Source organism: Rahnella sp. JUb53, assembly GCF_004346065.1.
Classification (GTDB): Bacteria; Pseudomonadota; Gammaproteobacteria; order Enterobacterales; family Enterobacteriaceae; genus Rahnella; species Rahnella variigena.
This window is the reverse complement of record NZ_SLYT01000003.1, coordinates 106189-120328: the sequence shown is the minus strand read 5'-3', so window position 1 is coordinate 120328 and position 14140 is coordinate 106189. Positions and strand designations below refer to the sequence as shown.

General features: G+C 40.5%; 11 protein-coding genes. All 11 read right to left on the bottom strand.

All coding sequences use genetic code 11. The annotated features are described in order from the left end of the window. Positions 1–13 precede the first annotated feature (13 nt). On the bottom strand, positions 14–1030 hold the full coding sequence (locus EC840_RS08295) for a polysaccharide pyruvyl transferase family protein (RefSeq protein ID WP_132964934.1): 1017 nt from the start codon (positions 1028–1030) through the stop codon (positions 14–16). A 4-nt stretch (positions 1031–1034) separates the two neighbouring features. After that, positions 1035–2273 carry a glycosyltransferase gene (locus tag EC840_RS08290; protein WP_132964932.1) on the bottom strand — a complete coding sequence of 413 codons (1239 nt, stop codon included), beginning with the start codon at positions 2271–2273 and terminating at the stop codon, positions 1035–1037. A gap of 67 nt (positions 2274–2340) precedes the next feature. After that, positions 2341–3375: a cellulase family glycosylhydrolase gene (locus EC840_RS08285; RefSeq protein ID WP_165929017.1), complete on the bottom strand. Its 1035-nt coding sequence runs from the start codon at positions 3373–3375 to the stop codon at positions 2341–2343. Positions 3376–3422: 47 nt separating this feature from the next. Beyond that, a complete protein-coding gene (locus EC840_RS08280; RefSeq protein WP_243701046.1) occupies positions 3423–4415 on the bottom strand; it encodes a glycosyltransferase family 1 protein in 993 nt (330 codons plus the stop codon). Positions 4416–4445: 30 nt separating this feature from the next. After that, complete coding sequence (locus EC840_RS08275) at positions 4446–5654, bottom strand: hypothetical protein (protein WP_132964927.1); 1209 nt, start codon at positions 5652–5654, stop codon at positions 4446–4448. 1 nt (position 5655) lies between these two features. Beyond that, on the bottom strand, positions 5656–6804 hold the full coding sequence (locus EC840_RS08270; RefSeq protein WP_165929016.1) for a glycosyltransferase family 4 protein: 1149 nt from the start codon (positions 6802–6804) through the stop codon (positions 5656–5658). A gap of 107 nt (positions 6805–6911) precedes the next feature. Further along, a complete protein-coding gene (locus tag EC840_RS08265) occupies positions 6912–9089 on the bottom strand; it encodes a polysaccharide biosynthesis tyrosine autokinase (protein ID WP_132964923.1) in 2178 nt (725 codons plus the stop codon). A gap of 19 nt (positions 9090–9108) precedes the next feature. Continuing rightward, a complete protein-coding gene (locus EC840_RS08260) occupies positions 9109–9543 on the bottom strand; it encodes a low molecular weight phosphotyrosine protein phosphatase (RefSeq protein WP_132964921.1) in 435 nt (144 codons plus the stop codon). Positions 9544–9545: 2 nt separating this feature from the next. Next, positions 9546–10682, bottom strand: coding sequence for a polysaccharide export protein (locus EC840_RS08255; RefSeq protein WP_132964919.1), 1137 nt, complete (start codon positions 10680–10682; stop codon positions 9546–9548). Between the two features lie 289 nt (positions 10683–10971). Next, positions 10972–12402: an undecaprenyl-phosphate galactose phosphotransferase WbaP gene (gene wbaP, locus EC840_RS08250; RefSeq protein WP_129637899.1), complete on the bottom strand. Its 1431-nt coding sequence runs from the start codon at positions 12400–12402 to the stop codon at positions 10972–10974. A 499-nt stretch (positions 12403–12901) separates the two neighbouring features. Further along, positions 12902–13498, bottom strand: coding sequence for a helix-turn-helix transcriptional regulator (locus tag EC840_RS08245; RefSeq protein WP_113878148.1), 597 nt, complete (start codon positions 13496–13498; stop codon positions 12902–12904). Positions 13499–14140: the final 642 nt, after the last annotated feature.

Genomic DNA, 14140 nt, shown 5'->3' with positions numbered 1-14140 from the left:
CGTCCTTAGAATATCATTTGCATTTTGAAAGCCTGTCGATACCGTTTAATAAGCGCTCTACATTATTGGTAAATTTAATATCTTCGCTTAGAAAGCCCGGTCTGGACTTCGCATGAAGAAGCATGCTGGATGCCTGATCAATAAATCTGTTATTCAAATTCAGATTAAAACGCTCTTCAACTGTCCTGATAGCTTTGTTTGGAATTCGATGCAACGCTAACTGAGTTAACTGCTGATACTTCTCCCACCACTTTTTGTTCTTTAACTCTCGCTGTTTTCTGAAATACTTAACAGCGAACTCTACATCTGAATCAGGTAAGAAATACTTTTCTCCATAGGTACACAGAGATTTATCGCGTAAATATTCACGCAGGGAACTGCTTCCCAGAACAATTGGCCGGTAAGGAGTATTTATTGTCTGAGTCCAGTCCAACCATTTGAATGTATTGATCTGCGAAGAAGTAATTAAGGGAACCCAGGGTACGCGCAGAGCGTCAGCAATAATGGCCGCATGCATAGCATCCGCCAGCACCAGTTTTGCATGTCTGATTTTTTGGATAACCGTCTTTGCATCCGATTGAGGATTCACGAACTCAATCCCAGCATGCTGGCACACCTTTTCCCATTGCCCTGTGACAAGCGCGTGATGATGAGGAACAAAAATTACCCCTTTGCGTTCAGCATCTGAGAGTGGTGTAAACTCTGCGAGCGTGTTTAAAAGGGCAGCGCCATCAGTAATAAATTTGTCTTTCGGCAATCCTAAAATCTCAGCACTGAGCGGACCCCGAACGCAGAGTGTTTCCCAAGAGCTGTCGCCAAAGTTGACTGGCGGATAGCCATAACCGACACCACTCGAGAAGACTATCCATTTTTTAGCCGGAGGCATGGCAGAAGTAATAATGGTGCCAATCCCTGATACCCTGACATTTTCGTTATCATCAAAAAAGCCGGGAAGCAATGCATCCCAGATCCATGCGTTAAGGTCGTCCCCAAAATTCCCATGCGCGGATTTATAATAGTAAATTTTCAATTTATCACCGGTTAATATTTAATGGCTGATTCGATAGAATAGAAAACATTCTTGAATATGACTTATCCTGATCATATTCATTGTCAATTTTCAATTTTGCATTCTGACAAATATCAGTTAAAACACTGGGGTCTTTTATAATGTCTTCGACGATGTTTGCAATACCTTCGGCATCATGTTCTTTGACCAGAAATCCAGATATTCCATTTTCTATCAATTCAGGGATCCCGCTGTGAAAAGTTGAAATGACCGGAATACCCATAGCCATGGCCTCCATCAATGCCACCGGTATTCCTTCCATATCGCCATCCGCCGCTGTCACTGAGGGTAATAAAAAAATGTCCGACGTATTTAAGCAGTCAGTAACAGTTTCCTGCGTCTGCGCGCCTGAGAAGAACACCTGATCGTTCAATTCAAGTTCAGAAACCTGTAACTCAAGCTCAGTGCGTAACGGACCATCACCGATAATGGTGTAGCGAAAGTGAATATTTCTTTCATTCAAAATAGAACATGCAGTGATGGCAACTGATATTCCTTTTTTTTCTGTAAGCCTTGCGATAGAGAGTAAACGAACGGGATTACCCAAAACGGGTCGGGGTAGAAACGAGAACTTATCAATACTGATGCCCATCCTGACAACATGAACATTGTCTTCATGTCCTGAAACGGCTTTAATTTTATTAGCCCATAACTGACTTACTGGGAGGATGAATTCTGCATTATCAAAAAGATTTTTATAATCATTTTTAAAAACATCAAGAGTACGCGTTTGTGAAATGTCATTACCATGAAACACTGCAGCTAATTTACCTTTAAGAAAACCAAGCTTCCTCAGTTGATTTGCCAATACCGCGGTGGTACCAAAGTGAGAGACAATAATATCAGCTTCTAAGGGAGGTTTGTTTTTTGATAATATAAGCGGGAGCATTAAGGTTTTGGCATAATATCCATATTTAGAGACATTCATACTCTTAATAGCACAAGAGGAAAGAACACAAGGGAGCAGTCCTTTAAGCCGCGCTAAAACCCTGGAGATCTTACCTTTTGGTTCTCGTTCAAGTAAATATCGCGTTTTATTTATCAAATTAAATTTTTTGATAACATGGTGTTCAGCATCCAGCTCACCGGGAAAAACGGAAACGATGCTTACGTCGCAACCCTTGTTAATGAAATACGCTATTTGGTTGAGGATAAACGTCTCAGAAAGCACAGGGAATTTATATACAAAAAACAAAATCCTCATATAACCTCTTCACTCCCGTTAATTAACAACATAAATACTGATTAATAATACGTTATAAACTTCACCATCATTTGTGATTATCTTTATTAAGTAACTCAGAAATGACAGGAGCGACTAGCTTAGGCGAGAGATCATTGTTCAGGAGGCCAAAATTGTAATCCCTCTTGCTCTTGTCTTTGCCATCATCAATGAGGTCATAAATCCAGACACCTTTTATGTATGAACGAGACTTTGCATCCTCAATATAATTTTTTATATAATCGGCCGATTCTTGCTGGCTCATCCCCCCAGGTCCGGTATAATTTGTCACCCCAATTTCAGTAATATATACGGGAAAATCCTTCCCTGCTATTTTTTGGCTATCAGCGTAAAACTCATCAATAAAATCTAAATTACCTTTTGTCGTTCTTAAGTCCCGGCGACCATTCAGATACGAATAAGTGTGGATTGAAATCCCATCGGCATAATCCAGAATCCCCAATTTTAGTAACTGCTCAAACCAAACTACATCCGCAATATTCAGATATTTGGCTCTTTGCTCCAGGGGATTGAATCCGCCAGCTAAGATTATTGCATTAGGATCGATACTTTTTATTGCCTTGCTGGTTGCCTTAACGAGATTAAAATAGACCTCAGCAGAAGGTATATTGTCACGATAACGGGTCATTCCAGTACCAATAGTCCATTCATTCCAGATTTCGTAATATTTAACTTTTCCCTTAAATCTTGACGCAACCCAACTTGCATATCTAACGAAATCATCAATCGACTCCTGATTTCGTGGATAATCACCGTTGTTATACAATTTATTTCCATAATCAAGGATCAAGATAGGATTGAGACCGTTACTCTGGGCATTTAAAAATGCAGCGTCAGTTTTTTTTATATTATCACTTACTGAAAGAATGCCTTTAGTTCTTTCAACGTTTGACCACGAATAGTCCTCACGAAATGATGTAAACCCCATATTTTTGATTTTTTCTAAATAGATACTACTTTCCCCACGATAACCTTGAAAGTGCGTTCCTGCTCCGATAATTGTACACATTCCGTATGACGAGTGAATGAATATAAACACACAACAGATTTTTATATAAATCATTATCCTGTTCATTATCTACCTTACTAAAATAGCCTATGAGGTGCAGTTTACTTTTTTAAGTTATTCAAACAATTCGTTATCAGACCAGCCGTTTTTTCCCAGGTAAATTTTTTTGCCTGAATGAAACCTTTTTCTATTAGTTCCTTTTTCAAATCTGGATTGTAATAAAGGTTGCCTATTGCCAGCGCAATCTCCTCAGTGTTTTCAGGATCCACAAGGATTGCTGCATCACCTGCGACTTCTGGTAAAGAGGTCGTCGTGGACGTTATCACCGCGGTACCACTGGACATTGCTTCAATGACAGGAAGACCAAATCCTTCGTAAAGTGAAGGAAATAATAAAAAAAGTGATTCTGTGTATAATGATGCCAGTTCGCTGTTCCCTACGCGCCCTTTAAAAATAACTCTATCCTGCAAGTTTTTACGTTTGATTTCATTCTCAAGGCTTTCATCCGGATCCCCTGTGAAAACTAATTTTACTGATGGCGGAATGTTAGCCATGTGAAAAGCTGATAATATTCTCGATTCGTTTTTATGTTTCTTTCTGTTACTGACAACTAAAATGTATTCACCTTCAGAGTTAGTTACCCTACTCTCTGTATTTAAAAACTCCTCCGACACACCATTCCCAACCACCAGAACTCTGGAACTACTTATTCCTGCCCATTCACAAATTCTTCTTTTTGAAAAATTCGACACTGTCAGAACTTTAAGCGATTTCTTACAAGCTCTTTTCATCACAAATTCATAATATATTTTCTTAAGAAAACTACTATTATGTTCTATATCTATATGATTTAAGTCGTGAATAGTAATGACACTTCTGTTTAAAAATAATAACGGACAGTTATATCCCGGTGAAAAGTATACTCCACGTTTGAATGCCAGATATAAAGTGATAAAAAAAACATCAAAAGGACTTGTTGGTTTCAAACCATTTTTTATTTTTAGAAATCCCTTATTGCGTACCGATACTTCATTTGCGAATCGTCCGATCCCATGCTCACCAATCCAGCGTGCATCAAAAATTATTCTTGCCATTCTTATCCCCATTCATTTCAATCAGCATTTCTAACATGTTTTATAGACTCTTGAATTGATCAAAAAACCCATGGAAAGCGCCATAAATGGATACTCCGGAGCCGTCATTGATAATCCAAATAAACATAAAACTATCAGCAACAATGATAAATACCTGCAAGCATTCCCATTATTAAATACAGTAGATTGATAAAAAGCCCAAAATAATAAAATGAACCCCAACAGATAACCACCAGAACCAATAAGATAAAGATACATACTATCACCCGGATTATAGGCACCTGTACCTAATTTTGAACCCACTCCAATCGTTCCCACTCCACCACCAAAGAAAAGGTTTCCATTATTGATGATAGTCTTGACACCTTCAGGCCAGGTATTAGTCAGTCGATCATTCAACGATGCTAATAGCATAACCTGCATCGGATCCTTGCTTACATTAAAATGATAGTTAGTGCTTCCTATCGTAAATACTGCAAACATAAATGCACAGGTTAATGTAATTCGCCATATAACTTTGACAGGGATAACTTTCACCAGAATGTAGAGAAGAAGAATAATATGGAGTAAAAAAATTGTTTTGGATATGGTTAACAAAGCCACTAGCGCACTAAAAACAAACGAAATAATAATTAAGGTTTTACTTTTGCTGGTTGAGACAATATATAGAAGAAGAATTAATACGTTGGCGGATGCCTGTAAAGAACTCTTAAAAAAACCTGCGTATCGTGTATAACCACCGCTGCTGCCTATCTGAGATGAAGACACGTCCATCCCGGCAATTTCATATGACACATTATACCAGGGGTAGTTGAAAAACACGTTACAAATAACACCTAAGCATGACAATAGAAAGATAAATACTATTATACGGTTTGTTTTTTTCTCTTTAATATTTGACATGATTATTCTTGCCCCGTGATAACCCAGAAACAGAGGAAGAACAGCCCAAATACCGACAAATATTGCTGCCGGTTGAGATGATATCATGCTTATAAAAATCAAATAGAATATAGTTACTGAAGCAATTATTCCATTTACAGTTACTTTTCTATAATACAAAACCAATATTATCGCGCAGGCCTGGGTCAGTAAAATAAAGAGCTTCGGTATGGAAAATAAAAACTCCGCACCAGCCATATGAAAAACCATCCGAAGTGGTCCTGCAAAGCACTCAAAAACGATAAAAAGTAATAAAGTTAGTCCAATGAGATTTTTCTCTACCCCCTTCATTGTCATTTTATGCACCCGATTTGCCGTTATATACACGAAGATATTGGTCAGCTATTTCCCTGGGTTTAAACCGCTCAATAAGTGAAGAATCGATGGCTTTTATCTCAGCGGTTGCTATTTTATCGCCGAAGTCACGTTCAATATTATCAGTAATAATGATGTTAGGCAGGAGCATGGATAACTCTGTCATTGCCCCAACCGGGTTAGTGAGAACCAATTTATCAGCCAGTACGCATTCAACCACAGTACGCCCAAAGGGTTCATTCCACCTGACAGGAAGAACGACAGCATCAACCTGATTCAGAAAATCGGCCAGTTTCATAAAACCTTTCAGGGTCACATCAGATTTATTTGCCAACTCAATTAATGATTTCTGATCTTCATTATTGACGAAGTTACCGGCAGCAATGAATGAATATTTTCTTTTATACTGACCCGCTACATTACAGAAGATATCAAACCCTTTTTCTGTTGATAGCCTGCCAATAAACCCTATCCTTCTAATATCTATAACTTTATCTGACTCTATTTTTGAGACAGCATTGTAAATAACATGATGACCCGCTTTTTTGAAAAAGGCGTTATCATGATGTTGCTTTTGGATAAATTGACTAATGCCGACATACTCATCAACATTTCGGCCATATATTTTCTTTATTGCAGACCAAAATATAATACTTTTATCTTTTATATTCATCGTCTTACCATGACTAAACATTGTGCTATTAGGATGAAAAAGATAATAGTCTCTTGAGGTATGTATGAGCCTGACCTTGCATTTTTTTACAGCCTTCCACAAAAGCACTGAAAATCCTGATATATTATTTGTATGAACAATGTCAGGGGCAAATGCTTTTATTTCTTTTAAAACCTTAAAATACATTTTCACATTTAAATAATCAAACAGATGCCAGATTGCCTTCTTTAAAAAGCTTTTATTTTCTTTGGAAAATGGCCAATAGACATTGGATAACGGTAACTTAATGATCTCAACTCCATTAAGCATAGTCACTTCCCTTTCATTCCCTTCCGTAAGACTCACCACTCTCACTATATGTCCTTGCAGCACGAGTTCTTCGGCAAGGAGTTGAACGGAAACTTCGGCGCCACCAATTCTGTAGGGGAAATACAATGTGTTGAATATCATAATTTTCATTTTATTTCCCATTTCTTTGAAGGTGCTGCATATTTATTAACAGGGTCATTTATTTAATGATGAGTATTCCGTCTGAGAAACTTGTCTCCCAGACGGGGATCTAAAATCTATTTTTCTTTGTTATCGGCGTAAGAGTAATCATATTGGCTATAACCGTAACCATAATAGCTACTCGCCTTTTTAAGCACGCCATTGAGAATACAACCTTTTATTTGCACACCCACTTGCTCAAAACGCCTGATACTGACCTCTACTTCTTTAACCGTGTTTGTCCCATAACGAGCAACCAGCAATGATGTGCCGGCGCAACGACCAATAATGGCTGCATCTGTTACGGCTAAAACAGGCGGTGTATCGATAATAACCAAATCATAGTTATCTGAAGCCCAATCAAGCATTGAACTTAAGCGTTTATGCATCAGTAATTCTGAAGGGTTAGGCGGTAACTTTCCTCTTGGGATGAAATCAATGCCGATCTCCGGTACATGTTTCTCTATCTCGTTAATATTTATTTTTCCGGAAAGAATATCCGATAACCCCTGTTCTCCTGTAAATCTGAAAAGTTTATGTGAATACCCTTTTCGCATGTCTGCATCAATAAACAGGACTTTTTTTCCTGACTGCGCAATGACCGCTGCCAGGTTACTGGCAATAAATGTTTTACCCGCGTTTTGGGTTGAACCGGAGATCATCAAAATATTATTTCTTGCTTCCATCATGGCAAAATGCAAGCTCGTTCGCAGACTACGGATGGCTTCAATGGCTAAGTCTGCTGGGTTTTCTACTGCCAGGAATTTGATTTCAGACTGCCTTTTTCTCCCCCCACTTCTATTTGTTCTCTCTGGTTTATTTTTCTTATTTAACCACTCGGAAAGCGGGACACTGGCATAAACGCTGACGCCAACTTCTTCCAGCTGCTCCGGAGATTCAATTCCGCGACGCACAAAAACTTTCAGTAAAACGAGTGAAAAAGAAACAAATAGACCCGCAATAATACCGATCAAAACCACCAGGGTTTTTCTTGGTTTCACCGGTTTAGGTTGTGTTATTGCGTTGTCGATAATACGAACATTACCGATTGCACTTGATTTGGCGATACTGAGTTCTTGCTGACGATTGAGCAACTGCATATAAATAGCCCGTCCAGAGTCCACATCCCGACTCAAACGCTCTACTTCTTGCTGAGTTGCCGGCATTGCCGTCACACGTTTATTTAGGCTATCTCGCTCATGCACCAAGGTCTGACGTTTTTCCATCAGGGCCTTATACGTCGGGTGGCTTTTAGTATAAAGCTGCGAAATCTCGGCCTCGCGAAACGTCAGTTCATTCAGCTGGCTGTCTACATTAACGATTTGCTCAAGTACTGATTTCGCTTCAAGTGATAGATCAACCGAATCTTTCTGGCGGCGGTACACATTAAGTTTATCCTCAGCATCGTTCAGTTCGCTGCGTACAAGTGGTAACTGCTGATTCAAAAACTCCAGGCTTTTCGCATCTTGCGCAGCCTGACGGGCAATATTTTGGTTCAGATAGTTTTGGCTAATATCATTAAGGACTGACGTTGCCAGCGCCCTGTCATCACTATTGAATGACAGATTAAGGATCCCCGTATCTTTACCTTGTTCGTCGACAGTAAGCGCATTGTTTAAACCGTTGATAGCCTCTAATCGCGTTATATAGTTGACCGTGAATTGTGTTCCGGGATCAGCATCCATACTCCGGACGTTCAGGGCAATGCCATGTTGTGTAATTAAGGTCCCCACTTCTCCATCCAGTTTGAAATCATCACCTTCGATCTGGAAACGGTGTTTATCAATAACTGTCAGCGTAATGTTCGGCACATCATTACTGGTTTTAGGGATATACAGACGACTGATGCTCAGTTTTCCCGGGATCTCGCCGGTCATCCTTGCCCAGCCTCGCCCAAATACCGGAAAGTAATTCTGAGTAATCACAGCCTGTAAATTAAGATCATCAACGGTTTTGCCTAAGATCATTCTGGATTGCAACAGTGCAATCTCAGGTTCTGAAACAGGCTGAGAATCCGGTAACATCTGGCTAATGCTATCAAGGATAGCGTTACCCTTTTTTTGTTCAATCTGTATCATCGCTGTTGCCTGGTAAACAGGTGTGGCGAATAAGGCATAAGTAACAGCCAACAGGGTGATGACAATGGTCAGAATAATAATCAGTTTACGGTGATCGAGAATTTCCCCATAAAGGCGTCCCAAATCGATTTCGTCAGAGTCTGGTGTTGCGGTTTTTTTAGAAATAGCTGATGACATGCGATGATTTCCTGAGAGATTAGGCGGTGAGCTTCTGTGCCCAGCGTTGACAGGCCTGATCAATAAGCTGATAAACGGATTCGAAGGCTTCCTGGCTTTTGCGGTAGGGATCCGGAATTTCCCGATGTTCTGACCAGTGTCCCAGTAGCATGATTTTGCCTCTGGCCTGAGGAGCCATTTTGCTGATGTGTTCCAGGTGGCTATTTTCCATCACCAAAATAAGGTCGAACTCGCCGGCCATCGAAGACCGAAACTGCGTGCCTTTATGCCCTTCTAACGACACTCCGTGGCGCCCGGAAATAATCACAGCATTATCATCAGCCGGGTGATTGACCATGGCCATCAGTCCAGCGGAACGGATCATTTTTTCAGGAAGATATTGCTTAATGATCCGTTCGGCCATTGGCGAGCGGCATATATTGCCGGTGCACACTACAAGCACTGAAGAGAACATGGTTAGTTCCACTGGTTGATGTAACGTGTGCCTTCAATCATGTCATGCACACCCGCAATGGTCGGGACTATCTGAGATATCACACGATTCCAGCGAACCAGCGGCGCCGTTGTGACATAAACGATATCGTAAGGTTGCAGCTGAAATTCAGTGCTCATCACCATCGCTGAGGCATCTTTCGCATTTAACTGATAGATGTCGGCGATTTTGCTTTTATTGCTGCCTTTAAGCGGACGAATGACAAATATCCCGGAGGCATCTGACATACTTTGTGAGATACCGTCTGAGTTACCCAGCGCTTCAGCCAGCGTCATTCCGCTGCGATCCATTTTCAATGTGCTTTGTTTAGTGACTTCTCCCATCACAAACACTTTAAGATCGTCGTTACGCGGTACGAACAGAATGTCACCGGGATACAGCAAGCGGTTCTGTGTCAGATCGCCTTTCTGCATCAGAGCATGCAGGGAAATCTGCGTGTTCTGACCTTTATGGTTCAGCACAACGTTTCGCCAGTCCGCATCCGGCGCTAATCCCCCTGCCGCATTGATGGCGTCAATGACAGTAAGAGGAATATTAGTGACGGGTTGCTGACCGGATTTTATAACTTCCCCGGTGGTATAAATTTTTTGCGAACGGAACGCGGCAATACTGACGTCAACTTGCGGGCTTTCAATATAAGCGGCCAGACGGGTACTGATTTCCTGACGAACCTGGGTGACCGTTTTAGCGGTGACTTTTAATTTACCAATATAGGGATAGAAAATCGTACCGTCTGAATTAACCCAGTTACCGGTATCACTGGCACTTCGGTACTGACCTGCCGGTGTCGTCAGTTCAGGATGGTCCCAGACGGTCACCATCAGTACGTCGCCGATACCGATATGATATTCATAATCTTTAAGTTGCTGATCTAACTGCGGATTAGGGCGGGCTATCACCGATTGCGGTCGTAAATTATCAATGAGTGCTGGTGTCAGGGGATAAATATTAACCAGCTTATCGATATCATAATGATTATCGGATTGTTCAACGACTTCTTTCCCTGCTGTTTTTAAACTCTGTCCGGGAACAAGGGTGCATCCACTTAATAACCCCAACACGGTTATCATCAGAGAAATATTCAAAAATCTATTTTTCATTATTTCACATCATCTGTATTTCAGGTTTAATATCTGCCTATCAGAGAGAATCCCTATTCCCAATCTGGCAGTCGCAGTTTCTCATTCCTGTGTGTAGATATTAACAAAAGCATCAAAACACTTTCATGCCGGACCGCTTCAATCCGTTTTATACGGTATGAATAACTGAGGTCAGGAAAGTATTAAAAATTATTTTTCACATGTATTTAGTTGACGAACTTATGTCTTATAAAGACATCTGGTGCAGAGTAATTTATTAAAAAATCATCACGAGATTGTAGTTATCAGTCTAATAAGCCCCCTCCCTTCGGAGCACAACACTCACGGTTTTAAATAAAATGGCGATGTCATTCCACATTGACCAGTTTTTGACATACCAGGCATCAAGATAAACACGGGTTGAGTAATCGACTTCACTGCGTCCGCTCACCTGCCAAAGCCCGGTCATTCCCGGTTTGCTGAGCAGGTAATATTCAACTTCATCGCAATAACGCTCCAGTTCCGCACTAACAACAGGACGCGGTCCTACCAGACTCATTTCACCCTTTAAAACGTTAAAGAGCTGCGGCAACTCATCAAGACTGGTCCGGCGCAGAAAATGGCCGATAGCCGTTATGCGCGGGTCATATTTCAGCTTGAACGTCAGGTCCCATTCATGTCGCGCTTCTGCATTATTTTCCAGCAACTCTTCCAGCACATCCTTCGAGTTAATTATCATCGAGCGGAATTTCAGACATTTAAAGGGTTTACCATTTTGACCAATACGCTCATGACCATAAATTGCGGGCCCGCCATCTTTTCTCACTTTACGGCAGATGTAGAGCAGCAGCGGCGACAACAGCATGATGATCGCCAGCGAACCGACGATATCAAATAAGCGTTTCGCCAACCGCGAGGAGCACTTAGCCAGGTTCTGATGCACGCGGAAAATCATCACTTCCTGGCTGAATATAAATGACATATCGGTGTTATCCAGCGGCATACCGCGAAGCGTGGGGATGACAGAAACGGACCGGTAACCATTAATCATAAATACCCGCAACCATGCATTTCGGATGTTGCTCTGATGCGACTCTACGGCCACGATAAACTGCGTCTTTTTATCGACATTAGTGCGTACCCAGTTTTCGTCCGAAGGCATAACCGGCACGCCTTCTATCGTATCTCCGGGCTGGTCACCGTGTTCACTGGAAATAAATTTGAGAACCCGCAGCCCGAGGTTTCTGTCACTTTTAATGGCGTTATACCCTTCACGCGCATTATTGCCGCTGCCAATAATGATTGCATCACGTTCCCAAAGCCCGAGAGAATCCAGCACACGCTTGGTCATCATTCGTGCAAATGGCACCAGAATAAGTACAAGAGTCCAGGTCAGTACCCAGAGATAACGAGAGAAATACCATTTAGCGAAGGCGATCACTGCGATTTCGATAAGTGCAAAAATAAGCAGAGTGCGCAGGATTTCTTTCAGTTCAAACCAGAATGTTTTGCGATAGTAATAATGTCTTAGTCGCAGGTGAAACCACGCCACACAGCAAATGGCTAATAAGCTGTGCAGCACAATCCAGCCGGAAGTCTGTGCAGCGGGGATCCGTTGCTCAAAATTCGTCATGACCTGACTCAGTATCCCTTTAGCCAAATACAGAGAAAGGGTGAAGCTAAGAAAATCTGATAAAGCGAGTAATAAATTTGACCAAAGGTTCCTGGTGAGAAATGTCATATGCACCTCACAACAATTAACGATAATAATCTTCCCTCACGCAATTGCCTGAAGGAATTTTATGTTGATGAATAATAATGCGTTAGCTGCATGAGTCGGCATAGAATGTTTTAGTGATTAATAAAATACATGACATTTTCTGACGCAGAGTCAAGCACTGATGCTGTTAATTTCTATGGAATAATCCGAAGAGTAAATTTCATACATTTTTAATACAAACATAACTCACTGTTTTTGGCTATGCTACCGCCCCTGGTTTACGGCCACCAATTTGCCAAAACATCACCAAGCTAATATTTAACGCAGTTAATCCTCACCGACATACTAAGGGTGATTAACGCGGGTGGATCTATATTAAATTTGCAACTGGTGAATAACGTCCTGTTCACCAATACATTACTTAATATTCTCTTTATTAAACCAAAAAGACTGAACAAATCTTTCTGGTCCGAGGGGGTCTGTCGTTTTCTGAGTGAAAGGGTTCCCTGGTGTTGCCAATTTAACTGCCAATTCTGTTTCCCACTGCGTGTTTATGCAAAAAAAACAAAGCTGAACTGCTGTTGGCGTCAACGCCTATTTTTCTTAAGGAATTGCACTTATGTACACTTACCGTCTTGACACTGAGTTTGAGAATATTTGATATGCTTGTCACCGACAGACCAGACATCATCATCACTAAAACCTTCTCTTCCATCCTGGTAATATTGTAATTAAAAGCCTCTTTGTTAAGCGTCGTGCCCTGAAGCTGGATAAACTGTTCTACTGAAGCCACAACGACAGGCAATTCGTTTTTTTTCTTAAGAAACTTAAATTCTTTCTTAAGCAAAAGTTCAAGCATCAACATATCGACCGCAGAGGACATTATAAGGATCCTTTCCGGGTCCAATACGCTCAGATTTTCTCGCAAAAACTCATAACATCTGTGGAACCCGCCGCCTGATGGATCAATGATCAGATAATCTTTTGCATACAAGTTCACCTCATCGCAGTGGTCATAAGAAATGACTTCATTAACGTAAGGTAACTTACTGGAGATTATTTCTTTCAACGCCAATTTTGTATACTGGCACTCACTCCAAATTATTACCCGAGGCATTGAACCGCCTAATTGTGAGGTTTTAAAAACGCTTAAATTCTGCCCCGTAAAACCGGGAAAGAATAAAGCACTCTCAGAGAGATATACGGAAAACGAATATTAAAATTCTTTCTATATCCTATTTAAATCTTTTCAGTAGCCGTATGTAGAGTAATACGCAGCGGAAACTCTTCAAATCGTTTTTCTCGCTCATAATTGCAATCAACAATAGGTTTAACCGATCGATTTACACATTCTTATCGTTAAATCCATCAATTTTTACTAGGCAGATTCCTAATAAATTCCGAAAAACACCTTTAAAATGTGAGGAACACGACGATTTTTGATATATTTCAACAAGAAACTAAGAATAGTCTCATTAACAATCCACCCCATAGAATGTGTTTCATCCGCAGAATAATTCACCTAAAAGTTTACGTTAAAACAGAATATTTCTCTTTTTTAAAGGTGATTTAAGTTTCATTTATTTACCGATAATAAACATGAAAACATAAGAATTGAGTGATTTTCTGAAAAACTTATTATGTGGAACTGATCTATTGGTTTTTTATATACATTTATGCTTGTAAATTAACATTTGTAATTCATCAGGCTATACCTCAGAGTATTCTTACACGATGTGCAAATAGTCTTATTGCTTTA